Origin of the sequence: Chitinophaga sp. S165 (assembly GCF_003182155.1) — a bacterium.
Taxonomy (GTDB): Bacteria; Bacteroidota; Bacteroidia; order Chitinophagales; family Chitinophagaceae; genus Chitinophaga.
On the sequence record NZ_QGTG01000001.1, the window covers coordinates 40,980 to 66,341 of the forward strand.

Annotated in this window: 17 protein-coding genes; 11 read left to right on the top strand and 6 right to left on the bottom strand. The window is 41.2% G+C overall.

The window, feature by feature from the left end:
* The first annotated feature begins 204 nt into the window (after positions 1-204).
* Complete coding sequence (locus tag C7475_RS00165) at positions 205-2,670, top strand: AAA family ATPase (protein WP_110049730.1); 2,466 nt, start codon at positions 205-207, stop codon at positions 2,668-2,670.
* Positions 2,670-4,466 carry a nuclease domain-containing protein gene (locus C7475_RS00170; protein ID WP_110049732.1) on the top strand — a complete coding sequence of 599 codons (1,797 nt, stop codon included), beginning with the start codon at positions 2,670-2,672 and terminating at the stop codon, positions 4,464-4,466. Before C7475_RS00165 ends, C7475_RS00170 begins: the two co-directional genes overlap by 1 nt.
* Positions 4,467-4,521: 55 nt before the next feature.
* Here the strand turns inward: C7475_RS00170 and C7475_RS00175 are convergent, their stop codons facing one another.
* Entirely contained in the window at positions 4,522-5,334 is an 813-nt protein-coding gene (locus tag C7475_RS00175; protein ID WP_199236148.1) for an HNH endonuclease signature motif containing protein, read from the bottom strand.
* A 596-nt stretch (positions 5,335-5,930) separates the two neighbouring features.
* Here C7475_RS00175 and C7475_RS00180 point away from each other — a divergent pair.
* The 6 genes from C7475_RS00180 to C7475_RS00205 all read left to right on the top strand — a co-directional run bounded on the left by C7475_RS00180 (position 5,931) and on the right by C7475_RS00205 (position 11,498).
* Complete coding sequence (locus tag C7475_RS00180; RefSeq protein ID WP_110049737.1) at positions 5,931-6,332, top strand: Hpt domain-containing protein; 402 nt, start codon at positions 5,931-5,933, stop codon at positions 6,330-6,332.
* A gap of 401 nt (positions 6,333-6,733) precedes the next feature.
* Positions 6,734-7,147 (top strand): Hpt domain-containing protein, encoded by a 414-nt coding sequence (locus C7475_RS00185; protein WP_110049739.1) that lies wholly within the window; start codon positions 6,734-6,736, stop codon positions 7,145-7,147.
* Complete coding sequence (locus C7475_RS00190; RefSeq protein WP_110049742.1) at positions 7,137-7,703, top strand: hypothetical protein; 567 nt, start codon at positions 7,137-7,139, stop codon at positions 7,701-7,703. The genes C7475_RS00185 and C7475_RS00190 overlap by 11 nt, the downstream gene beginning before the upstream one ends.
* Complete coding sequence (locus tag C7475_RS00195) at positions 7,704-8,510, top strand: hypothetical protein (RefSeq protein ID WP_110049744.1); 807 nt, start codon at positions 7,704-7,706, stop codon at positions 8,508-8,510.
* A 530-nt stretch (positions 8,511-9,040) separates the two neighbouring features.
* Positions 9,041-10,837: a hypothetical protein gene (locus C7475_RS00200; RefSeq protein WP_110049746.1), complete on the top strand. Its 1,797-nt coding sequence runs from the start codon at positions 9,041-9,043 to the stop codon at positions 10,835-10,837.
* 25 nt (positions 10,838-10,862) lie between these two features.
* Positions 10,863-11,498, top strand: coding sequence for a hypothetical protein (locus C7475_RS00205; protein WP_110049748.1), 636 nt, complete (start codon positions 10,863-10,865; stop codon positions 11,496-11,498).
* Positions 11,499-11,924: 426 nt separating this feature from the next.
* Here the strand turns inward: C7475_RS00205 and C7475_RS00210 are convergent, their stop codons facing one another.
* The 5 genes from C7475_RS00210 to C7475_RS00230 all read right to left on the bottom strand — a co-directional run bounded on the left by C7475_RS00210 (position 11,925) and on the right by C7475_RS00230 (position 18,545).
* Positions 11,925-13,931, bottom strand: a complete 2,007-nt coding sequence (locus C7475_RS00210; protein WP_158286368.1) for a UvrD-helicase domain-containing protein — start codon at positions 13,929-13,931, stop codon at positions 11,925-11,927.
* Positions 13,915-15,810: an ATP-dependent endonuclease gene (locus tag C7475_RS00215; RefSeq protein ID WP_110049753.1), complete on the bottom strand. Its 1,896-nt coding sequence runs from the start codon at positions 15,808-15,810 to the stop codon at positions 13,915-13,917. The genes C7475_RS00210 and C7475_RS00215 overlap by 17 nt, the downstream gene beginning before the upstream one ends.
* A 391-nt stretch (positions 15,811-16,201) precedes the next feature.
* Complete coding sequence (locus C7475_RS00220) at positions 16,202-16,597, bottom strand: hypothetical protein (protein WP_110049755.1); 396 nt, start codon at positions 16,595-16,597, stop codon at positions 16,202-16,204.
* 200 nt (positions 16,598-16,797) lie between these two features.
* On the bottom strand, positions 16,798-17,937 hold the full coding sequence (locus tag C7475_RS00225; protein ID WP_110049758.1) for a FecR family protein: 1,140 nt from the start codon (positions 17,935-17,937) through the stop codon (positions 16,798-16,800).
* Between the two features lie 14 nt (positions 17,938-17,951).
* The gene (locus C7475_RS00230; protein WP_110049760.1) at positions 17,952-18,545 is read right to left on the bottom strand and encodes an RNA polymerase sigma factor; all 594 of its coding nucleotides are present in this window, start codon (positions 18,543-18,545) and stop codon (positions 17,952-17,954) included.
* A gap of 489 nt (positions 18,546-19,034) precedes the next feature.
* Here C7475_RS00230 and C7475_RS00235 point away from each other — a divergent pair, with 489 nt between their 5' ends.
* The 3 genes from C7475_RS00235 (at position 19,035) to C7475_RS00245 (ending at position 25,352) form a co-directional block, all read left to right on the top strand.
* The gene (locus C7475_RS00235; RefSeq protein ID WP_110049763.1) at positions 19,035-22,391 is read left to right on the top strand and encodes a SusC/RagA family TonB-linked outer membrane protein; all 3,357 of its coding nucleotides are present in this window, start codon (positions 19,035-19,037) and stop codon (positions 22,389-22,391) included.
* Between the two features lie 42 nt (positions 22,392-22,433).
* Positions 22,434-23,960 carry a RagB/SusD family nutrient uptake outer membrane protein gene (locus C7475_RS00240; protein ID WP_158286369.1) on the top strand — a complete coding sequence of 509 codons (1,527 nt, stop codon included), beginning with the start codon at positions 22,434-22,436 and terminating at the stop codon, positions 23,958-23,960.
* A gap of 933 nt (positions 23,961-24,893) precedes the next feature.
* Positions 24,894-25,352: a MauE/DoxX family redox-associated membrane protein gene (locus C7475_RS00245; RefSeq protein WP_110049767.1), complete on the top strand. Its 459-nt coding sequence runs from the start codon at positions 24,894-24,896 to the stop codon at positions 25,350-25,352.
* Positions 25,353-25,362: the final 10 nt, after the last annotated feature.

Here is a 25,362-nt window from a genome sequence, read left to right on the forward strand (position 1 = left end):
GAAATGTTTTGTCCAATACAAAAAAAACAAGTTTATTTGGAGTTATGAAGTGTTCGAGTTTAACGCCCTGTCTTCTCCTTTATCAAATTTCTTTAGGTGAGTAATACTGGAACGATAAATTATCCCGCAAAGGAATGTACGAATTTCATGTTGATCCTCTTTATGTTAGCTTATCATATCAACTAATAATCCTTAAACTAAACTATGTACACTAAAGTTATCGCCAAAAAAGGTAGGTCATATCCTAAGAACCCTGCACTGGGTGTCATCATTCCGATATTTGGATTTGATGAAGCAACAGGTACTTATATCCATGCAACAAGAGAGATGTACCCGGATGATCAGGAGATATTTATTTATGCAGGTTATGCACAAATTGACCATGATATTCAGGAGAACGAACTATTTGAAATCAACGATATTAGAAGAGTTAATGATCCTTCCAAGTCATGCCAATATTCAGCAGCTGCCAATGATTATCAGCAGTTGCCTTTTACTATGTTTATCCCAATAATTGATGCCAAGTTTGACGTCAATAATAAAGAATTACAGGCTGTTCATTTCAATTCATTCTTTTTTATCCGAAGTGGAAATTCTATCTACGGTCCATTGGCGGCGGATTATGATAATAATAATAAATGGCGCCCAATAAACAGAGGAGACGACCGCTTCGAAAATGTATATGAAAATCTTTTTTCGCACATAGAAGATAACCATGATTGTGTGCTGCAATTCAAGGTGGATACTTTCAATGAAGGAATTATCGGTGACTACGTTTTAGATCTTAATATGCTGCTGCAATCTGGCAAATATACCACCATTTATGCTGGAACCAAAGAGGATACAATTGCCTGGGCACGCACAAAACTGCCAAATGCATTAGCCGCATCCAAAGCGGAGAGCGATTTCTTAAAAAAGCTCTCTACATTTTCTCTTCCAAATATCACTCTGCCAAGCGAAAAACAGAAACTGGAAGCATTCAGTCGTTATGTCGGCGAGGCCAATGATGTAATCAATGTAGCACTCCCCAATCTTTTTGAACGCTATTTGGAAAGTGACGCGGGTAGAGCTAATTTAGAGACCTATCTGGCAGAAAATGCCTCTTCATTCATCCAGGAATACAGGAAAGATGAGTTCACTGCAGCGGATAGAGAGTTGAAATCTAAAAGGGAAGAAATTGATGCCCTTGAGCTACAGGCGGCGAGTTTGAAACAAAATCTGGAAGCAAACAACGAGAAAATTCTAGAGGGTGTAGATGAGGGCGACAAAGCAAAACTTAGGCATATTATTAAAAATGAAGATCAACGAAACCGGTTTTTGAAACTTTTTGATGCGACGGGGGTATATGAGTCAGTGCAGGTAAAAGTCCAACAATTAGAAGGGAAGAGGGAAATCCTTGAAGATGATGTTAAACGTCGGCAAAACGAAGTAAATAAACTTGAGGCGCAGGAAAAGGCTGTAAAGGCTGCCATTGTAACTGTTAAAGACAAATTCTTTAAGGAAGAGGATTTTGCCACGCGCCTTGTTGAAACAAAAATATATTCCGATATCTTAAACAATATTGAACCGGTAAGTTTACACGAAAAAAATAGTGAACTGCAGGCGGAATACAAGGTCTTGGACGTCCATCATGGTAATATTGAGGCCATCGAATTCATTAACGAGATTACCAATCGTCTTGACTCGCTGGGGCGGACGATTAATCCTAACGACGTAGTTAATTATCTAGTTAGCTTGCACCAAAATTTCCTTACCATCTTTGCCGGATTGCCAGGGGTTGGTAAAACCTCCCTTGTTACCAAATTGTCACAGGCCCTCGGTGCTTACGCATTTGATCGGTTTCTGGCTGTTCCTGTGCAGAAGGGATGGACTTCCAACAAGGACCTGATAGGATACTATAATCCTATCACCCGCAGATATCAACCGGCTAAAACAGGTATGTATCAACTACTAAGGCTTCTGCACAAAGATGCTGAGAACGGCCAAGAGTATCCGGCAATCGTGTTACTAGACGAAGCGAATCTTAGTCCGATTGAGCATTATTGGGCTGAATTCTCTTCGATCGCTGACGATGAAAATAAAAGGCCTCTTAGGATTTCGGATGAACATTGCCTTAAAATTGGCAAAGGAATGCGTTTTCTAGCCACGATCAACTACGATCATACAACCGAAGTCCTGAGTGAACGCTTAATTAGTAGGGCACCTATTATTAAGCTGTCAAAATCTGATATTGGCCTATCCGATGATTTGCCAGCAGAGTTCCAGTTCCCGATTTTTGACTATGCGAAGCTCGATTATTGGTTAAGAGAGCAAAGGGAAAGTTACAAGGTAGATGTGAAGACCCGCTTTGAAAGCATAATAAAAAAGCTTGAAGAAGACAATCCTGCTCTTGGTGTTCCTATCATTGTTTCTGCAAGAAAGCAACGTGCAGTCGAGAAGTATTGCGCAGCGGCTAGCCCCCTGATGAAGATGCATTCACCGCTCACAGCCCTTGACTATGCCGTTAATCAGCATATACTACCCCTTATTGCAGGAAGAGGCGATGCCTACAAAAAAAGGCTAGAGGCTCTACATGAAAAATTACAGAGCATGCCAATATCGTCTAAACATCTCACTAATATCATACAAGCCGGTGATCAAAATTTTAAGTACTACAAGTTTTTCTACTAATGGAAGCAATTAAAGTGCATGTATATACTGCATCACGCCTGGGCGACACGCCCACGTTGCAATTATTATCGGAGACCAAAAGCCCTCAATTCTCTGAAAATGCCTTTTTTCAGATTGTGTTGGAGTCCAATGACAGGCTACCGGAAGGTACGTACGTCTGGTTGGGAGATTTTCGTTGCCCGTTAGAGTTTTTTTCTGGTAGTGAAGGTTCACCATGTCTGTATTGTCCGAGCGTCAATGCGATTTTTTCCACAGAAGAATATGATAAGTTTTCAGGTCATTTTGATACGCCATATGGCCGTAAAAGACTCAGCAAGATATTTCTCAATCATTTTGGTAATTGCGATATTGAACTCGAACTACCAAACGGGGATAAAGTAGAATATCATTTACTTGGTGCTGTGGAAGTCAGTTCAGAAAAGATTCAAGATATCAAAGGGTTACTGGACTATTTATTTCAGAAAGACTTTTACTTCTGGAATATCGTTTCGTTAACAAAAGCCTCGGGCGATATAGATGAAAAAATTACAGAGAATGTATACTGGAAACTATGTTCGGTCCGGGATATTTGCAAAGTGTTTAATGAGGAGTTTTTAGACCAACTTGTCTTTGACAAAATTACCAAACTGACGCCCGCTAATATGGTTCGGCCTTGGAGCGAAACGGAACTGATATCTGACACATCATTATTGTGGATTATTGAGAATGAAGATGTTCTGCAGTTAACTACCGTGGCTGACGAAAACCATTTTCTGTTGCTTAATAGGCCGTTCAAGTCAGATGTGGTATTCTCAGAGTCGCTGTTGGAATCAACTGATGTCTACGAGAACCAATTGGTCCACTGGTTTGTCAATGATGTTTATCAGTTTCTACAGGAAACCAAAGCGGTAGTACGTGAGAAGTACCAAACCTATGTGAAAAAAGAAGACCTGCTGAAGTACGGTATTTATGCGGGTTTTTTCAAACGTATGGTGTCATATACAGAAGAGTTAGAAATTGCGATTGAAGAGATTAAGGGCACCTTGAATCGTCTCGTTCCAGTATCTATTGAATTGATAGATTCAATTCAGGACCAACGCATACACAGCAAACCACATTACCGAAATCTGTATATGTGTTTGGTAAAGTGGTTGGAGAATAGACAGGTCCGCTATTATCCAGATCCATTGTTGTCTGGTTTAAAGCACGTGTCAAAGTTATACGAGATATTTTGCTTGTTTAAGATTTTTGATGCCTTATTAGATGATCTCCATTTTACCACCGAGGACCAGTCTGTCCTGTATCAGTCCGCGAGCCTGCTAACAAATCCATTCTCAATGGAAGACATTGAGCTGTTACCCACTTACCATTTTGAAAAAAATGACATAAAGATAACTGTACACTATGATACATTGCCGGTTACTTTGACAACTTCAAGGGCCGGAGGCCGGGGACTGCGTCCAGACTTTGTGTTAGAAGTGAATGTTGGCGGCGAAATAAGTTACTACATTATGGATGCTAAATATAAGACCGTCCGCAATATCGAAAATTTCGATTTTGCGGAATTAACGCTTAAATATCTGCATGGAATCTCCACGGTCTATGGAGGGACAATAAAAACGCAGGCATTATTAATCTTGAATCCAATTACCCAGAGCGGAATGAAGTTTTATCACCAAAACGCATACAGTTTGTGGGGACAGCATCCAGTAACACCGGCTATTGGTAGAATTGAAGTTTCCACTGACCCGTCCGTAAAAGGATATCTTGCCAGAGTATTGGAACAACTGATGCTACTTTCAAAGCGCTTGGCCTAGTTTGTTGAACAAACAATACAGACGAAATTAAGCTTAAGGACAAGTTTGGACGATTTTAACAATTGCTGTCAACTGAATCTTCACCTGTCCAATCGATCCCCTGAGCGTGTTTGAACTGTTTAATGGCTTCTGTCAGCGCAAAGAAACTTCCAAGATTGGTATGAACAAACAATGTGTCTTCGAATGTAATCTGAGCCAACGCCCAACCTTTTATGGCATTATCTTCACTGCAACGGGAAATAACCCATAACGTTCGCCCGTCTTCAGATCTTGCTACTTCGTAAATAATAAAGCTAGCGTATTTGTTAGTGGAAAAAGTCCTGCCAATTTGCAGATTCTCGGCGTACGTGTTCATTGGATTACAGGTGCTGTTCTGCGGACAACAAGGAAACTCGCAGGCCGTCTTCCAGTTCATTTGAATCGCATTAGGTGTATCCGAAACTGTGACTGTAACTGATTCTTCTGAGGGGCTTGGGTAATGCCTGTCCCTAAATATCCATCGATCTAAGGAACCGCTACCGGATGGAAACTTATCGTTCGCTGCCCAAGCCAGGAGCCGTTCTCTACATATTTGCGCTTCTTCAGCACTAACGGTTTGCATCCATTTGAAATTCGGCTCCTGGAATTTGTCACGGAATTTTAATGGATCGGCAAAAAAAGCCTCGACGCTGCCACAAACGATCGCAATGCGTTTTGCCGTAATTGGGTTTAGCATTGTATTTTCCAATCTTGTCACCCAACGCAGATTTTCCGGCCGGTTGTTCATTTTGTTTGTATCTATGTGATCAACCACATGTTCTTTGGTAGGAGCAACACTATGGAATGCTGTAGCCACAATGCGATGGACGCGCGCGGTGCCGATTTCCATATATCCAGTTTTGACGTTATGTTTACCCCTGGTCCACTGGCTATCATTTTTACGAGGACGTTTTCCGTCTCGAGGGTGGCGTAGCACGGATCCGTTATCTCTTACCATGTAATTTTCATCTTTGTAGACACATGTGGCTTCACATTTGAAATCATCTAGGTTTGCTGGCATTAGGGACTGATATTATAGTTTAAAAAATAATATTCAACGAATAGGAAATGAAAAAAGTGTATACGCTATTACCTGTCAGGCACCAAAAACGAGCACCCATAGTGTACGACCACCACTTAAAAAAATTAAAGCAAGTATAAATATTTTTCGTCTTAAAAACATTGATACACTACATGAGAAATATCCAGCGATCGTATTATTTGAGAGGTACGTAATCAAAATTAATTTAAATTTAGAATGTAACATCCGGTCACAGAGATTGTATTAAATTATATTATTGTTTGGGGGCAAGCATATGATTGTAAAACTCCAACCGCTAGAAGTAGCCGATCAGAACTTAGTCTGAGAGTAAGCAATGCGATGCCTAAATACGTTGCCAATCTTTTTGGTGGATAACAGGTTTGTAGAATAATAACTTTGTAAGTATGCTCGTTCAATTTATATTTGATAGTCGCTTAGACGTTCGATTCTTGAATGCACTTTATGAATCGGAAATTTCATATGCGATAGATCTTTTTGACTTATATTTAAAGGTTGTCCCGCTAACTATGGCAAACGCCAAGGAAGTTTTTGAAGCAGGGGATATGAAAAGTTGCGGTCTTCTAATCCATAAATTGAAATCCTGTTTTGCTGAAGTGGGACTGACGGAACTTGAAAGGATAAGGGCTGAAGTGGAAGTTCTACTTCTCAAAAACAATCTGCCAGAAGCCCGCGAGAAATTTGCCTTACTTCATAAACGATTTTGTCAGACATTTCCTATCATCGAGAATGAATACTGCCGCATAGGAGATTTTCTCAAAACCAACCAGCAAGGCGAAATAATATAAATGAATAACGATACTTTGATAGCGTCCTTACGCTCCATTGCACAATAATTAACAAGAAATTAAATTATATTTAAAATGTAATTTCGGTTTTGTGAAAAAATATTCAATTTGTGTTCACGCAAGGTGGCGTTTTCTGTGAAATGCCATGGCTGTAACATTCGACATTAAATAATGTTTGTAGCGTGAATTTTACATATTAGATTTTATTTCTAATTTATTTTTCATGTCCATCCTAACTGATAATCTCTTACATATCGCAGTTTTTGGTATTCAACTGAGGGCGGTATTTGTTCGTATACTCAATGATGTATAGCTAATCCTAATCATGGATAAGAACAGAAACACTCGCTCACTTCCCCAAGACTTGCATTGTGAGGTTGAGGAAAAATAAATCTTTATATATGTCTTTTCATTTTACGTTTGATAGTCGGCTAGACGTTCGATACTTGCAAGCAATTTATGAATCGAATCTTACATATGCAGCAAAGGCGTTTGGTGTTTTTATCGAGACCTTTCCGTCAAATTTGGATATCGCCCGAGAAGCCATTGAGTCAAAGCGTCACGGGGAAGGGTGTATCTGTATCCATAGGCTAAAAGGCGGTTTAGCCTTTGTGGGATTAACGCAGCTTGAGGCGGTAAGAGCTGAAACAGAAGAACTGGTGCGTTCGGGAAATGTGGAACAAGCCAGGCAGAAATTTGCATTACTTAATGAGCAATTCCAAGAAACGCTCCCCATTATCCAAAAAGAATACGATCGCCTTTGCGATTTCATAAAGACATGCTACCAAGATGTAAAAAATGACCATGCAGACTGAAATTCTGGTAGCAGTTATTGCCGCTATCGCTGCTGTTGTGACTGCAATAACCAGTGCCGTCATAAACATACGTAACAGCCAAAAGATCGAGTTGCTGAAGAATGAACTTGAAAGAAAGAAAGTGAAAGATCAAGAGATCATGAAATGGCTGATCTCTTATAAAACAGATATGGTTGATCAGCACCTGGTCAGTCTCAAAGATTTTTTAACGATATTACAGTATTCCAAGGATCGGTTAAGAAATATTTTCATTAACTATGATAGTATCATTTCCGAGGAAAGGGCAGGGCAACTACAAAATGTTCAGCACGCGATCATCGAAAAATATTCTATGACGCGATATTATTTTGATAATACTGTTTGGGGAGATTTGGCACACAATATCAAAAGCAACCTCCTTTCGATCATAGGGGAATTGTCTTCAACAAATGATCTTGATCGGGCCATGATAACTTCATTAATCCACGACGTCTCAGTAAAACAAAATGAGTTACATAAAGGAATGGAACAGGAAATTCTTCAGTTATATCAATCCTTACAAAACTCTCTTTCGTAGATGAAAGGTTTGTATTGCACGATCGATATGGCGACCAATGAACATGTTAATTATTTGGTGGCTTTGTATCGACATACTTCAACTGTGGTAGATAACGCAATTGCCGCTCAGGTATGCTTGGATACAACCGATTTTGACTTTTTGTTGCTAACATATAATGATAAGGGACCTTTCAAGTTTGATCAAATAACGGCCGTCGCTACGGTTGCCCGCCAAAAAAGACCTTGTTGTGTCATAATTATCTATCGAGATTATTCGAGTATACTAACGGATTTGGATCAGAAGATCCCTAAAATGCTATTTGATATTTGCATCAGTAATACTTATGAACTACACAGGCTTCGCAGAACAATCACCATTTTAAGGGACAGAAGGATTTTTTTACTTCAATCCGGGCAGATGCTTCGTAGTATCAAGGGTGTCATGTATGGAGCATATAACTCGCCGACTCAGCTATATAGTAGGCATTTAGAAAGAATGGGAATTGAAATAACCCTGACCGAGGATATAGATATCTTGAAAAAACACATTGGATCGCTCAATCCCGACTTTCTAATAACCCATTGTCATACCCGTGAGGGGGATTTCGATCGTATCAAAAAAATATCACAATGGATCAAGGGAAATATGACTTCGTGTACCTTGCTAATCAGCTGTGTCAGCGCAGCAGTCGAGCACTATAATGAAAAATATCAATTGGAACATTATCAGTATGACGCCTTGTTTGATCCAGCGATATCCGTTTCTAAATTGATGTCATTGATACTAGAGGGTGAAGCGAAGAAGCAAATTTTGAGATCGACTTGACGTTGTCAGGTCATCTATGTAACGGTTTACTTAGACAGGATATATGATATTAAATGGCAGACAAGCACCCAGTAGCAGAAATGATGATCACCGCTTGCCTTATGCGATAGCGCTCATTGTGATGAAAGCGCCATATTTTCTCTTTTCGTTAGAAATCAGGCCCAGTAAATAGCTTCAGTTTTCAAAGACACATCAATAGTGTTAAGGACTGGATGTTATCGGAGGATAGTAGTGATTGGTAGAAGCTCTGCCTCGCTGTCTTGTTCAGGGATAAATATCTGAATCAATTATGGATCAAAAGCTTTTTAAATAAGGATTCGGTAAAGTCGTTTATAATCGCCAGGTGGCTAACAAGGAAAATGCCCGCCAAGTCAAATATTGAAATTAATGTTTGGGTGGAAATACCTAGAAGTCATTAAATTTTGTTTAAAGTAGCAATTGCGTTTATATATTTGAGTTGTATTCCGAATTGTTAACCGTTTTTAGCCCATTAGGACCAAATACATATTCTCTTACCTCAAAACCAAAAAATGAAAACAGCCCGTACCCTGAGGGTAATAGTCCTCTTTTTACTATTAGTTCCCTTATCGTCAATTATCAATTCCTGTAGTCCTGTAGAACAGGAGCAGTATGCCCTACCTACATCACCGGAGTTGAGTTCTTTTTTTGATTCCTCCGGTGTCACGAACCCTGAGGTATTGGCTATACTGAATGAAATAAAGAGACAAAACCAGGAGAAAAATTTCCTGCGCTATTTTGTAGATAACAATGGTTACCCGGTCTGGAATAAAGCCATTGTGCCTACCAATCCTAAGATTGGGACTACACTTATTCCCCTATCCTCAAAAAGCAGGTCGGAAATCCAGGGTTTTCTAACCGTCAACCATACGGCAGCCAATTACAAGTTTAGGGTATTTCTCAAAAAAGCAATTAGCCGTTATGGGAATCAAAAAAGTAGCCCTTATACCGCCGAAAGGGTTTTTAAACTCATTAACTATTTTGATTTAATAGTGTATGGTACAAAGACACACGCCATACCTGATATTCGGCTTTTACGTTGGGACTCATTGATCCAGCGCCCAACTGAAATTGATAGTAGAAAACTCTTTGCAATAACTGCAGTTCCAAATCAAGTCAACTTAGCCAGACAAAGAGATAACTCAGGTGATTTGAGTGCGGCCGAATGTTTTAACATACTTTATGAGACAGAAATTTGGTGGGATCCGGACGGTGCAGATGATCCTTGTCATTGCAGTGGTAATGAGTCCTATCACCATTCGACGTTTGATGTAGAAGTGATGTGTACCGGTTCTGGTGGCGGTGGTGGCGGAGATGTAGGTGATCCAGATACACCGCCGGTTATCGATGGCACCAGTGAGGGAAGTGTAAACGGGGGTGGCAGTGGCGCTGGCAGCACTCCCGGTGGAACCAGTTATCCTCATTTAACTGAGTGGTGGCGAAATTGGGATCAGGGCGACGAATGGGATCTTTCCGCTTTTAATATTAATGATGATAACACCCTCCAACTATATACAGGGTTGTTTTGGGACGGTCTTGTCAATGTTAATGCTCCTCTGTCCGGCTTCTCGGCTACACAATTGCGCAATCTTGCGCTTGCACGAGGATGGAATGCCAATCGCACCACAGTTGAATTTAACAGGTACGTCGGGAAGGCATTCGAAGAAACCGCCCTGAAATTCTTTGGGCTAAGGGAGAACAGGCTGAACTTTTCAACCCCTCTTCGTACGGCGCAGAATGGCGGTACCGTAAAAATGACTAGGCCAGATAACTTGGACAACTTTATGTTCGTCTCTTCCAATACGCAGGGCACTAATGTTTATCAGTTGGTTAACTGGTTTGCAACGGAAGTTAAAGCATACCACGGCACCCTTGAGCTGTCGTATAACAATTATCAAATTCTCGGTGAGCTGGAGATGCTAGCGCAGTATAGGCAACTTAGTTATAATGATCCCGCATTAGATGCGGCGGGGGTGACTCAGGTGAGATCTGGACCAGTCCTCTTCTTCATTACAACAGCTGATACGCAAATCGGAGCTTCAATCATAGCCAGAGCACAAAGCATGGGGATCAATATTTGGCAATCAAAGGCGGTTTTTGACCCGGCTACCAATCAAATGTCATTTGAACAACCTAAATTTGTGCTCGCCCACTATGGCGGTTTCGTCAGTGGGCAGACAGTTCCTAAAAACTATCTTAATATTAATATTCAGGGCTATTCGCAAGGCGTATTTGGGTTGCCAATGCCCTTACAAACGCCTCTTACTCCTAATTTTGTTATTGATCCAGAGGAACTTGTGATTCCATAAGGCGTTAATGGTTAAATCGTGATATATGTTCAGACGTTTGACAGAAATTGAAAAAATACAGCTGTTGAAAGAAGGCAATTTCAAATTGCGCAACGATATTAAGATCAATTCCTTTGACGATAACGTTTATTACGAACTGAATGACGGCAGAATTGTATTGGAAGCCAGTGATTCTCATATCTTCTCTATGTTTGATTCCTATCAGGATTTCAGAAAGGAGTTGGGGCTTGATGATCCTTTCGGCCCGGAACATGTGTTGAAAGGGACTAATTTCGGTAGCCAGCTCACATCGACAGAAATATCTGAAGCAATCACTGCAATAAGCCAACATTACGCGATCAATCCTGCCAAACTTAATAATACTTTTCAAAGTTTACAGTTGCTTGACGATAGGCGTTTGTATTGTAATTTGTCTTCTGACCAATTTCGTGACAAACTATTTAAATCGCTGCTGATTTACTTGGGAATGGTTGTTATACATGAAAAGGGTGGCAAATGGAAATTCATTTACAGCCAGGAAGGCAATTTGTGGGAGCCACATATTCTGCTGAAAAATGGTAAAGTAGTCAATCACTTTTTGGATCTGTCTGACGAAATTTTGGAAGAATTTGACACGATGTCGCTTTATTTATTAGCCCAATCCCGACTTGAGCATTTGTAAGAATTTAATAGAACAGAATAAAAATCCGGTTAAGCACCTCTTGACCGGTTTTTTTTATTCTGTATTTTAAAATTTCTATTCGCGTTTTCCTCTATTAATTACCAACAAGCAAACTAACTAAAGTATACAATTCATGAGACTAATGAACAAGTTAGAACAGGATTTGTGTCTGACTATCCTAGAAGGATATGGCAATGATATTTTTCTTCAAAACATCATTCTTCGCTATGTTCAAGATGCAACCTTTCACACCAGATTAGGCCCAAACGGTGAAAAATCCGCCTGGATAGAAAATATCTAGTGGTGAGCGAGATATCTCTGGTATAAACTAAAAGGAAATAAAAAACAAGTATCGATAATGATAAGTTTTCTTATTACAGCTGCAGCACTTTCACTTCCGGACTATGTACCTACTTACGGCTACTATTACGGTATATGGGAAAATGTCCAATCCCGTTGTAGTAATCCTGTCAAACGAGCAAGGTAATGTCTTTCGTGCACAGCAAAGCAGAGCAGGTGCGTGGGCCGGGAAAAGCCTACATATGCCATTTTTAGAGACTGTTCAACGAATTTGTGAAGCTGGTTGGGGCGAGCAGCACCCAATAAGAAATCAGCCAGGCGTTCGGATTCATGGCTGCCTGCGCCCCCTATGTCTTTCTGATAATGACTTTCCATATAGAGCGTGGCTGTATGAGTTTGCCCCTTACAGGCATGAACGGTCATTACTTCAATGTTGAAATCCGGGTGTACAAATACATTGGGATGTTGCATAGGGTGGGCCACAGCTGCTACATTCGCGGCTACAACTACAGGTGGTCCATTAACAAAGTTATTTGCATGATGGATATTTTTTTGAAAGAGCGCTAACAGCATTGGTAAAAATGCGCGTATCTCTATCAGAGTCGTAGGGGACTGGCCCATCAAGATCTGCCTGCTCCAACGATAAAGATTTCTCTGCAGTGTGTCATAGACCTGCGGATGTTGTTCTTTCAGGAATTTATTGAGTTCTGTTTTGTTATAGGATAACCCCGGTGTTGGTTCCACAGCTTCTAACCTTAATACCCGTAACAGTGCATTGTAAATGTTTTTTACCACACCTGCAAATGCGTTGTTTGAAGAATGATGCAGATAACTTTCCAGACTGCTGTAGTTGACTTTGGGAGTGTGTCTACGTCTGTCAAATGAAGGATGATAAGTGGTTAGTCTTATTCTCTGTGGGTCTGCCTGTGCATTCCAGCAAATAGCTTTATACTTTTGGCTCCCGGTCCGTGGCAAATCGCCCGAGGCTCGGTATTGGGCAATGAGCTGGGCAAAATGAGAGATAACAGCCCCGATGTTTCTGTCATTGTATATCAGAATATGGGGCAACAGGTCTATGGGGGTACCATCCGCATTGGTCTGATGGCCGGTAATCTGAATGGGGGTATGGGCGATTTTTTCAACTATCCTGGCAACATGAGGCGATAGTCGATGACTGCCGTTTAATTGCAATACCAGCGGTCGGTCTGCCCAGGTATGCTGTCCTTGTGATATATTACTATAGATCGCCTGGTTTTTGTCGCCAATCCGCTGATAAATGGTAGTATTAGCTGGACTGTTTGCAAATACCCTCTCCAGCAATTCATATTGGTGTTTGGCCATGTCCTGCATCTCATCAACAAACACAAACTGAAATCTTTTTTGCAGGATGGAGGTGATTCTGGGAAATTCGGCCAGGTAGCGATCAGCAAGATAATAGGCATCATCAAAGCATAGGTATCCGTCCTTTAATATCTTAAGTTTGAACGTATGCAGCCAGGCGAGCACGCCCTGTTTTTGTACAGGGTTCCAGTCTGTCGCAGCTGTGCTACGAGGCCTTTTGATTGAAATGTCAGGACCATTAATTCCGGTTGTTAAACGCACCGCATTGCCAACCAATGCAAAACGTAGATCCCCAACATTTTGATAGAAATTCAGGTAATATCTCGCGTTGTTTTGGTCAATTATGGGGCGTCCACCTAACACTGTGGTAGAGAACCTGCTGACCTTTTCATAGTAAATCTCATCGTCTATTCGCTTGGGTCTGCGTTTGAACTTGACTGTATAATAAGGGATAGCCAGGAATTTATCCACGAAACCTTGAATTGTGCCTATAAAATGGGGCGACGAAAATAGTTTGGGACAATAAGCTGAGATTTTATCCCTGATTTCATCAACCGCTGCATTGGTGTGCGAAATGACAAGAATTGCCCGGCTATCCGCCAGTGGCAGATAGCGCTCAAGGATCAACAGCTTGGCCAGCAGTACTGTCGTTTTTCCGCTTCCTGGAACGGCTTGCAAATCACAGGTGTCCAGTTCGCAGATAAAGCGGATCCTTTCCTGATCAAAGACACCGGTTCTGCTAAAAAGAATCTGTTCTGCATAGGCTATATCGTCGTTAGTTATTTGCAGCATATGTAATAGCATCAAAAAGGTATGTAAGGCTTGTCTCCGTCCTGTAGTCGGTATTGCTAGCGTCGATCTCCAGTTCTCTGGCAAACATCTGTGCTACTATTGCCTTCGATATTTTTTCCTTTGCCACGGACAGCGTGGTCTTTCCACTCAGAATATGGTTGTATATATCGAAAGCAATTTTTTCAGCTGGCTCTGACCAGTTGGTAAAATGGGTGGCAATGTTGGCAATGGCGTTATCATAGTTTCGAAGATCCTGCACCCCCTCATCTATCTTTTGTTCCCGCAGGGCTTTCAGCACTGATAAATAAAATAGCCTTCTTAATTTTGGTGAGGAGGCAATACAGTATTCCAGTGTCCACAAAGGGCTGACGAAAGTTCTTACGCATTGGCCATTGTATTTATGTTCCTTTGTTGTGATCGCATTGGCTAGCCGTCCATTAATCTCCGGTTGTGTATAGGGTCTGGTTCTCTTATGGCCGGGATTATTCGGGTCATCTTCTTCGATGTTTTCACCCGCAAGTAATGGTTTTATGTCCACGTCCGTCACCACGGATACCTTGACTTCCATCTCTGGTTGCTGTCGTCGTTTGAAAATACCGGCATAACGTAAAAATGCGGTATTGCCTACATTCACTACCGACACCCCTCTTTCAGTCAAATTGAAGCCAATTTTTTTCGCTAGAACCGGTAAAATCAGTTCTTCGGCCCAGCCCTCTACCAATATCACTCCGCGTGCAAAAAATAGGTTTGCTTTTGTGGTGTCGAGAAATCGCTGCAGAAACGAATAGTCAGTCGCTGTGAGTAAGGTATGATCTGCTCCCATAGGGAAGGCCCTTCCTTTTTGGCAGATGATCAGGTGGTTGAGGTGAATTTTGGAACCGATGTTCGGGCTGTGACTGGTGATCAGCAGTTGAACCTTGTTTTTCTCGGCTTCAGATTGCAACGTTTCAATTACCTGCATTTGCACCTGAGGATGGAGGTGGGCTTCAATTTCTTCGATTAACCCCAACCTCAGACTATCGTCAGGATTTTTCGCCAGATGCAACAGCTCCGCCGCTATGCAAAGGAGATTGTGGCTACCTAATCCGAGGTTATAGCCATTATCAAACAACAGCGAAAGGGATTCAAGTATTTGTTTTAGATCTTGGGAATTGACGCTAAAGGCGGTTTTTTTACCTGAGAACTGTGTCAGGTATTGGTCTATAGCTGTTTTCAACTCTTTGCCCCCCTGCGCGGCGACAGGTAGATCGTTGCCATCGGAGTCTTTGCCGTCAAAGTAGGCTGCGACCTCCGCATTCGCCTGCTGAGTCAGTGTAACCAGCCGATGGGGCATCTGGTTATTAAACGCCTGGTGGCTATGTAGTATTTGAGAAAGCCGGGAATTGCGGCGAGAAGAAAGCTCGTTTTCCGCATCGCGAAGCGGCCGTAAATAGGTGATTTTTAGCTTGTCTCTGGCTTCTGCCGACAACTGCAGTCCCTCGTCATCGGCCCCCGCTTTCACCTCTGCAGGCAAAATACGGTCCGGAATTCGCGTGACGTCCAGCATCAGCTTTAGGTAGGGATTGCGGCCATCCCAACCCAGCCATTCTGTGAAATTTCTGGCCTCATCATCGCTCAACGCTGTGATATAACACTCAATACGTAGACGTGATGTGCCCTCAAAGAAATCTTCATCTTCGATCCTTAGCCACTCCAAACTATGCGTTTTCAGTACAAGTTTGAGCGCGTCTATAATAGCTGTCTTGCCCGAATCGTTTTCCCCTATCAGCAGATTCAAACCACTCTTAAGGTTCAGATCCAGATGGGGAAGCAAAAGATCGAAAGGGGCGGCGGAACCGAACTTCCGAAAGTTCCATAAGCGTAGTCTCGATACATACATATGGCAGTTAGTTTCAACGGGAATTTCTGCAAGATACTCAATATTTAATTTGGGCTGGTGTTCGCCACAAATGTTTGGCCTGTCTTTTATTGTTATTCACCTCGCATAAAGCCGGTAACAGACAGCTCAGAATGTATTTTGAGGGCAGGGGATCGTCGTAGAACTTCGACACGCTAACGTCATCTTTCCCGGAGAAATATAATTTTATTTCAATATTCGTCGACAAAGGGCGGTTGAAGGCCTTTTGTTCCTTTTATAAAACATGTTCATTCGAGGTTACGCTGACCGAAACATTTGCTGGCGATGACGGATTTATTTATGATTGGCTAAATCATAAAGAATACTTTTTACAAGAATTTTTGCGTTCACAAGTTGAAGGAATGGCCGTCGCTCAAATAAAACCGGAAAGCGACCCCTCTTGAATATGGAAGTCAAATGATTGAACCTCTTTCGCTGCATAATCGACGGCTCGTGTTGTGGCTTGAGAGTATAGGTTATGTGTTTTATCACTGCAATTCATAATGCCAAAACCAACGAGGGTTTTGACAAAAATGACATCATTGCGTATCTGGAAAGCCAAGGTAGCGACCAATCCAATAAATGCTGCCGGACAATTCTTCACCTGGATCACGTCACCGCTCACAGTTAGATTGTTTTTTGCCGATGACACACAGATAGCACGCGCCATCCTGGTCCCTTTTGGGAATGCTTTGCCATTTGACTCCAAAAGCCGTTCGCTGCCCTTCATTAGTCTTAAATCAAGGTACATAGCTAATTGTTCAGGCATCCAAACGGACAAGCCGCTTGGATGCCTTTGGGTTTTTCGAATACATCAAAATTTATTAGAAACCGACTGCAGAAGAGAGAATTGAGAAAACAGGAAATCTGATGGCTATCCGACAGACTGTTTAACCTTACCTTATGAAGTCGGTTATAACCGCGGTGGATCCATGACTTGTTGTTTACACAAACCCATGTCAACAATAACTATTTTATGTGCAATACACCTTTCTTATCAAAATAGTACTTAGCGCCAGTGATCTTTGTTAGCTTGTCCAAAAATACAGTGATGGGCATTTTGCGATTAACTACACCGGTAAAAGTTTCCGTCATCAAAGCCGGGGAATCGAATTGTACCTCAACGCCAAACCAACGGGGGAGCACGCCAGATATTTCCTGAATGGTAGCATTTTCAAAATATAGTCGCCCTGACTTCCAGGCTAACGCTATGTCCTCATCAAATTTAGCAATGGATACCTTTTGATTTTTATAGACCGCCTCATAGCCAGGTGTAATGTTCGTTTCGGCCGATTGAGTCACAAGCCGCACAGAACCCTCCACTAAAGCCACCCTGGTAACCGCGGAATCGTACGTATTCACGTTAAAAGAGGTGCCGAGTACTCTAATCGTACTATTGGCGGCGTGGACCAGGAAAGGACGCGCTGCATCTTTAGCCACTTCCAGGTATGCCTCCCCATTTATAAAAATTTCGCGCGAACTTTTCTGAAATTTAAATGGGAATTTTATCTCCGTTTGCGAGTTCAACCATATTTTGCTGCCATCTGATAAGACGATCTTATAATCCTGACCTACAGGCACCCTCAAACTATTCATGGCAGTTAATACTGCCTCATTCCCCGTAGCATTATCAATCTTATAGGTCAGCGTCTTGGCAGAGTTTTGCAGCACACCGACATCCAATTGCTCACTGGTTGAATCACCTGTTAATGTATATACCTGGCCATTACTTAGTTGAAGCTGAATATTTCGGGAGGTGGTAGCCTGCGAAATGCCGGTTTTCTGAGGAGGAGAGGGCGCTTTAAAAATAGATATCGATACAACCACTGCACTGATTACGGCAGCTGCCAGCAATACGCTCCAGGCTATTTTTCTCCTATGGCTTTTGGGTTGAATTTCGTTAATATCCTTCCAGTTCCATTCATCTATTTTATTGAACCGGTTCTCGATATCTTCAGTTGAAATTCCCTCAACGGCATTTTTCCACTGCTGTTTAGCTGCATCGTTTGTTTTGAGTAACTCATCCAGTTGCTGAAGTTCAGCATCGGTCGCTTGGCCGGCGAGTTTTACGGCTATTAGATAATGAATATACTCAGTGGTCGGATGCATACTATCATAAAACACTATTTGTGAGATAACGGGCTATTATCATTCGAGATTTTTATGTTAAGATATTGCCTGAGCATTTTTAACCCCCGTATAAGATTATTCTTCACTGTGTTAGTGCTGATGCCCAGCTGATTCGCGATTTCTTCCCGCGACATACCCTGGAAGTATCTTAACTCTATGGCCTTTACACTCAAAGGCATTTGTTGACATGCGGCCCGAAGCGCATCGTTCAATGGTTCTGTGAAGTCCTGATCGTCCTGGTCTGAATCTGTAAGTTCATTAGCATTAAACTGGGCCAACATCTGATCATTTCTTCTCTTTTGGCGACCCGTATCCCTTATTAGATTTAAACAACGATTTCTGACACAATTGACCAAATAGGCTTTGAAACTGTAGGGTGCTTTTATTTTACGATATAGTTGGTGCTCAAAAAAGTCAATATAAAATTGCTGAACTAGATCCTTTGCAGCTTCTTCGTCCTTTAAGATCATGATGGCTGACACGGTCAGCAGTTTTCGATAGTTTTCGTAGATAAATGCAAAAGCCCTGGTGTCCCCGGCTTCCAAATGCTCTAAGAGCAGCTTCGCATCCTCTTCGTAGAATCTCATTGCAGATCAATTTATCTATCAAAATGGCAATACTTTCCATGACTAACGAACAGGATAAGGGGGATAAAGATATTTGATACAAACTTAATAAAAAAGTTATCAATAGATCAAAATAGAACCTTTTACTACGCTGGTGTAGTAAAAACGTATTCTATTTCGTAATAAATGAGGGAAGTGGAGGTTGGCAAAGCCAGATGTGCTTAAGTAGTTTGTCCCCGTTACACCATGTGGTTTGTTAGCTATGCATTAAAGTTAAAACATAAAATTGAATAAGTATGCAAACCGATTGTTAATGAGGTATTTATTGGAGCGTGGCTTCAACTGAGTCGTGCTGCAGAGGTGGATAATTTCAACCAAATAGCCCGGATTCGGTTTATTGGTGTTTTATTAGCAAAGGGAGCTAAAAATAGACCTACACCAACTATCAGGGAACAATGTAATACTGCCAGTGACAGTACAATAATTATTTATTGCTTAAACCAAAATCAAATGGCTAAACTGCTACAGGCCTGTAATATTTACAGGCTAATGCTACCGCTTATGTTATGCCTCATTTTATCATCTACCGCAAAGGCTACTACCGGTCAAAAAGATCCAACCATTACATTCTCATCCAAAGGTATCAGGTTGAAAGACCTGTTTAAAGAGATAAAGAACCAGACGGGCTTTTCATTGATGTACGCCAATCAGAAGGTAGAACTGGATCTGGACGAACGAGTAACGGTAAATTTTAAGAAATCGACTGTATCGGAAGTAATGGAATACCTGTTTAAGGGAAGAAATCTACAGTGGCAAATAGCGGACGAAAGTATATTACTAATGCCTAGAAAGGCAGATCGCAAAGAAAATAACATAAAGGTTGATACGGCAGGAATAATCCCCCTGTTATCCGGAAGGGTAACCGATGCAGATGGAAAACCTGTACAAGGAGCAACCGTACAGGTTAAAGGAACGCAACAAGGAACAACTACCGACCCAATGGGATACTTCATTTTAAAAGATGTTAAAAGGAATAATACCTTGCTTATAAGCTCAATTGGGTATGAACCAAGGGAATCGACAGTAAAAGATGGATCCATCCTGGTTAGAATGAATATTGATGTAAACAAGCTGGATGAAACTATAGTCATCGGTTACGGCACAACCACGAAGAGATTTAGTACAGGTAATGTGAGCGGTGTTAAAGCAAAAGATATTGAGAGGCAACCGGTCACAAATCCCATGCTAGCCATCCAAGGTCGTGTGCCCGGGTTATTTATCACACAAAACACAGGTGTGGCTAATGGCGCTGTGACTGTTCGTATTCAAGGACAGAACAGCATTAGGCCGGAAGCAAACGAGCCACTGATTGTAGTCGACGGAATCCCGTATCCTTCTGTGTTTACCAACACTGGCGGCGGAGGACCATTAACAGGTGGTACTAATACCGATGGGACCCCCTTAAGTTTCATAAACCCAGCAGAAATAGAATCCATTGATGTACTTAAAGATGCTGATGCTACTGCAATATATGGATCACGCGGAGCCAATGGTGTTATTCTGATAACCACAAAAAAGGGAAAGCCAGGTAAAACAAAATTGAGGATCGATTTACAACAGGGCTGGGGCAAAGTGCCTAAGAAAGTGAAGATGCTCGACTCCCGACAATATTTGGATATGCGCTATGAAGCTTTTAAGAACGATGGAATTGACTGGACAGATCCTTCTGTATCTGCAAATGATTTAAAACGTTGGGATACGACTCGCTACACGGACTGGCAAAAAACATTAATTGGTGAAACCGCCCAATACACTAACATCAACAGCTCTATCTCAGGAGGGACAGAAGGTGTACAATACCTTATAGGGGCAACTTATAATAAAAGTACGACTGTTTTTCCAGGGAATTTTGATGATAAACGAGGATCGGTACATTTTAGTGTGAACGCCGCTTCCCCGAATAAAAAATTTCAAGTTCAAATGTCAGGTAGTTATCTATTCGACGATAATCATTTACCTGAAATCGATTTAACGCAAAGAGCCATTCGATTAGAACCAGTTGCTCCGCCACTTTATAATACAGATGGTTCATTGAACTGGCAACTTAATCCTTCAGGAGCGGCGACATGGGAAAATCCGCTTGCTTATATTAAGTATAGAAAATATGAAAATAAAACGAGGAATTTGATAAGCAACTCAAAGCTGACTTATTTGATTTTTCCTGGGCTAGAGGTTGTAGGTAGTTTTGGATACAATAATTTACAATCAAGAGCATATACACCCAAACCTCTGGAAGCGATTCAGCCGAATAGACGTCCCACTACGCCCAGGTCTGCTTCATATGTAAATAAAGATATTAATTCATGGATTATTGAACCTCAAATTCTGTATAGAAAGACGTTGGGTATGGGAAAAATAGATGCCTTAATAGGTATGACAATTCAGCAAAATAATACTGAATTATTAGGCTTGTCAGCTTCAGGATATGCTAGTGATTATCAGCTAAAGAACCTTTCAGCAGCAACTACGATAGCAATTAGCCCTTTTGATGCTATATATAAATACAACGCTGTATTTGGCAGATTAAATTACAATTTCAGCAATAAATACATTGTGAATTTGACTGCTCGTAGGGATGGAAGTAGTCGCTTCGGTGAAAGAAACAGGTTTCATAATTTTGGAAGCGTGGGAGCTGCCTGGATATTTACCCAGGAAAAAATAATACAAAATAATATCCGTTTTTTGAGTTTTGGTAAGATCCGTTCGAGTTATGGAACAACGGGCAATGATCAGATCGGAGATTATTCATACTTAAACGCCTATTATAATACCTTTGCAGGCATTCCTTACCAAGGCACCGATGGATTAGGTCCTAATGCGCTTCCTAATCCATATATTCAATGGGAAGAAACACGGAAATGGCAGATCGGCGTAGATCTTGGTTTTTTCGATGATAGAATTATTGTCAACGGTACATATAGCATCAACCGTTCGTCTAATCAAATCACACAATTCCAACTACCGGACATGGCAGGTTTCCCTTCCATTATTAGTAATTTTCCTGCATCTGTTCAAAACACTAGTTGGGAGTTTTCACTCAATTCAACAAATTGGAAAACAAGAGAATTTATTTGGACTAGCAATGTCAATTTAACGATTCCAAAGAACAAAGTAATAAAGTTTCCCAACATAGAGGCGTCGCCTTACGCGTCCGGTTTTAATGGGGTCATTGTAGGTCAGCCGCTCGGAATCCAAAAAGTTCCTCGATACATCGGCGTTGATCAAGCAACAGGACTCTACATTCTGGCCGACAAAGAAGGTAAGCCGATTGGCGAACCAAATTATCCAGATGATTATATAGTTCTTGTTAACACTCTTCCGAGGTTCTATGGCGGTTTTCAGAACACTGTAACCTGGAAAGGTTTTGAAGTTGATTTTCTCTTCCAGTTTGTTAGACAATTGGGGGCAAAAAATTTGCTGTTTTCTAATGGTAGCCGAATTCCAGGATCGTTTTCCAGTTCATCAAGTAATCAACCCGTGACAGTGCTGAATCGGTGGCAAAAGCCCGGTGATAACGCTACGCATGCTCGTTACAATTCCGATCTTACGGTTATCCCCTGGGCAGAATATAGTGATGCAGGGAATTCATTTGCGGCATCTTATATACGATTGAAAAATATTTCATTGTCGTGGCGATTTCCATCCAAGTGGCTGGAGAAGGTTTCATTGCAAAATGTACAAATCTATTTTCAGGGGCAAAATATCGCCACAATCACAGACTTTACTGGTATAGATCCTGAGAGTAAGAATGCTTCAAGTCTTCCGCCGTTAAGAATAATGACAATTGGATTAAGGGTGGAACTGTGAAATATTTACGAGCAGCAAACTTTTCATTAAAAAGAAATGATCATGACTACGAATTGTATATTTAAGTGTTGTAGTTTTTTGATAATACAACAATGCAAAATTCGGGTAATATTGATTTGCTTTGCTATATTAGCCGAGATAGGATGTAAAAAACTAGTTGAGGTTCCTCCTCCTAACAACATTGTTGTGCAGCCCAATGTTTACACTGATAATGCTAGTGCTATTGCGACACTGACTGCTATCTATACCAATATGACCAACTCGTCCGGTTTCTCTTCTATTAGTAGCAGTCAAAGTATTTCACTACTTTCCGGATTGTCGGCCGATGAATTAACATTATATAGCGGAGTAACAAACCCAATTCATATCGGATACTATAAGAATTCATTGTCAGCAAATAATCTAACCAATGGCACGGGCTGGGAACACTGGACGCAGCTTTATAGTTTTGTTTTCCTTTCGAACTCAGCAATAGAGGGGTTAAATTCACAATCCGCTAACGCGTTGGACCCTGCTGTGAAAAAGCAGTTGATGGGTGAAGCAAGGTTCCTTAGAGCGTTCTATTATTTTTACCTTGTTAATCTTTTTGGCGACGTTCCGATAGCAATGACATCAGATTATAAGATAAATAGCTTGCTTGCACGTTCTCCAAAAACAGAAGTTTACAAACAGATTATAGCTGATTTATTAGAGGCCGAGCAACTGCTATCAGAAAACTACGTAGACGCCACGTTACTGAAAGGTTCAACGGAACGAGTTAGGCCAATCAAGTGGGCTGCGACAGCTTTGTTAGCGAGGGTGTATCTATACACCGGCAATTATTTAGGTGCTGAAGAAAAAGCGACGAACGTCGTTAATAACGCCGGCCTTTATAGTTTGCCTGCCTTGAACGATGCTTTTTTAAAAAATAGCGAAGAAGCGATCTGGCAACTACAACCCACAACATTATACTTCAATACGCAGGAAGCAATTACTTTCATCATCCCGTCTACCGGACCAACTGACGGCAATGATGCCACTAATCCTGTATACATAAGTCCTCAATTGTTAAATAGTTTTGAAGCAGGAGATGAACGAGGCAAAAATGGCAATTGGATTAATGTTACTACTGTTGGTACCAACACTTATTACTTCCCATATAAATACAAAAATGGAACTCAGGACCTTTCGATTACCAACCCTGATGCTCAGACTGAGTACCTGATGGTTCTACGATTAGGGGAGCAATATTTAATTAGAGCCGAAGCCAGGGCTCAACAAAATAATATTACAGGAGCACAAAATGACCTAAACGCAATCAGATCAAGAGCTGGTTTGATCGCCTCCCTAGCAAGTGACAAAGAATCTATATTGTCTGCCATCTATCACGAACGGCAAGTTGAGCTGTTTACGGAATGGGGACATCGATGGTTGGATCTTAAAAGAACTGGAACAATCGATGCTGTTATGGCAACAGTAACCCCGATGAAGGCTAACGGTGATCCCTGGAAAAGTTCGCAGCAATGGTATCCGCTGCCTCTTAGTGAGTTGCAAAGGGCTCCTAATCTCGTTCAAACTCCTGGGTATTAATGACTGCTGAATTCATCATTCTGTTAGCAGCTTTCTTCGGTGCTGGATTATCCCAATTATCGCACACCAATCAGTAGAAAAAAATAAAGGGCGGCCAAAATCTTACTTCGGGTCAGTCCTATGCCTTTCCGAGAAAGCAGTTACTCATACCTATTGCACGCGAATTGTGAAAAAGGAAATAATATAGAAGCATCGCGAGTCGCTCAAATTGCCGGGAACTGGCTGGATTCACTGAATCTGCTGGACGGAGACGATGGAAGTAATCGCGCGGATGCCCCCAATTGTCTACTATCTAGTTGTTGAATAACCGTTAGGACTGCTATTCAAGCAATCACTTCTGATACTTGCTATCAAATTGCAATAAAATAAGGACAATTTATGCCACTGCGGTTAGTTTACATTCAGCTACCCTTAGCTTTATAGTTAAATTGTAGGGGATAATTGCTAAAGGAATTTATACCAGTATCTCGATTAGGGATGAAATCGCAAAATTGACCACAACTAACGCTCCCTCGACTTAACTTTTGACCCAATTTATGGAGTATCTTTAAAATTGACCTATTGACGAACTAAATTTAAGAAGGTTTATGGCTATCGATCAGCTGGTATCCACGAATTAAGATCTTGAAATGGTGTTTGGGTTACATAGCTTGGCCCTTAAGCTATACGTCTTTGCCCATGCTCAGGCCTATTCAGATCTCAGCATTCTAATTCTAATATGCAAGAATCTGAAACGCGTCATTGAGTTGGAGTAGTGCCGGATTTCGTGTTGTATAACACAGGTTATCGGCGAATCCAAAAGTAGGTGTTTACATGCGATTATTACCTTCCAACCTTTCTCTGTCCCATAAGCTAAATACTTCTGGACGGACCTCCTCCGTTTTGCTGGTTCGATACAGTATCCAAATCAAATGATAACGAAAAGTACGTTTTATGAAAATAGGAAGAATAACAATTGAGGTTATCTCAGTTTTATACATAAGCCTTATGTTATACACTGCGGTCAGTAAGTTATCAGACTACAATCTATCCCGTGAAGAAATGGCAATGATGCCGCTTTTGACACCTATTGCTCATGTTGTATCCTGGCTGTTGCCATTCACCGAAATAGCTATTGCTCTTTTGGTTTTTATTCCAATAACCAGGATAAAAGGGCTTTACGTTGCAACGGCACTGATGACGTGGTTTACAGTATATATAATTTACATGATGACTAATTATGAACATTTGCCATGTTCATGCGGTGGTCTACTGCAAGCGCTTAGTTGGAAAGGACACCTGGTTTTTAATTCTATATTCATTGTACTAGGTCTAGTTGCCATTTTCTTATACAGGACAATACTGCAAGTAGATCAGGGACGCACATTACCTACTAGGTCTTCAGAAATTTGATCAAGTGTTT

Excerpts from the sequence above, each read along its gene's own strand:
- C7475_RS00165 (WP_110049730.1), top strand. The coding sequence starts at position 205 with ATGTACACTAAAGTTATCGCCAAAAAAGGTAGGTCATATCCTAAGAAC.
- C7475_RS00170 (WP_110049732.1), top strand. The coding sequence starts at position 2,670 with ATGGAAGCAATTAAAGTGCATGTATATACTGCATCACGCCTGGGCGAC.
- C7475_RS00175 (WP_199236148.1), bottom strand. The coding sequence starts at position 5,334 with ATGGAAATCGGCACCGCGCGCGTCCATCGCATTGTGGCTACAGCATTC.
- C7475_RS00180 (WP_110049737.1), top strand. The coding sequence starts at position 5,931 with ATGCTCGTTCAATTTATATTTGATAGTCGCTTAGACGTTCGATTCTTG.
- C7475_RS00185 (WP_110049739.1), top strand. The coding sequence starts at position 6,734 with ATGTCTTTTCATTTTACGTTTGATAGTCGGCTAGACGTTCGATACTTG.
- C7475_RS00190 (WP_110049742.1), top strand. The coding sequence starts at position 7,137 with ATGCAGACTGAAATTCTGGTAGCAGTTATTGCCGCTATCGCTGCTGTT.
- C7475_RS00195 (WP_110049744.1), top strand. The coding sequence starts at position 7,704 with ATGAAAGGTTTGTATTGCACGATCGATATGGCGACCAATGAACATGTT.
- C7475_RS00200 (WP_110049746.1), top strand. The coding sequence starts at position 9,041 with ATGAAAACAGCCCGTACCCTGAGGGTAATAGTCCTCTTTTTACTATTA.
- C7475_RS00205 (WP_110049748.1), top strand. The coding sequence starts at position 10,863 with ATGTTCAGACGTTTGACAGAAATTGAAAAAATACAGCTGTTGAAAGAA.
- C7475_RS00210 (WP_158286368.1), bottom strand. The coding sequence starts at position 13,931 with ATGCTGCAAATAACTAACGACGATATAGCCTATGCAGAACAGATTCTT.
- C7475_RS00215 (WP_110049753.1), bottom strand. The coding sequence starts at position 15,810 with ATGTATGTATCGAGACTACGCTTATGGAACTTTCGGAAGTTCGGTTCC.
- C7475_RS00220 (WP_110049755.1), bottom strand. The coding sequence starts at position 16,597 with ATGCCTGAACAATTAGCTATGTACCTTGATTTAAGACTAATGAAGGGC.
- C7475_RS00225 (WP_110049758.1), bottom strand. The coding sequence starts at position 17,937 with ATGCATCCGACCACTGAGTATATTCATTATCTAATAGCCGTAAAACTC.
- C7475_RS00230 (WP_110049760.1), bottom strand. The coding sequence starts at position 18,545 with ATGAGATTCTACGAAGAGGATGCGAAGCTGCTCTTAGAGCATTTGGAA.
- C7475_RS00235 (WP_110049763.1), top strand. The coding sequence starts at position 19,035 with ATGGCTAAACTGCTACAGGCCTGTAATATTTACAGGCTAATGCTACCG.
- C7475_RS00240 (WP_158286369.1), top strand. The coding sequence starts at position 22,434 with ATGACTACGAATTGTATATTTAAGTGTTGTAGTTTTTTGATAATACAA.
- C7475_RS00245 (WP_110049767.1), top strand. The coding sequence starts at position 24,894 with ATGAAAATAGGAAGAATAACAATTGAGGTTATCTCAGTTTTATACATA.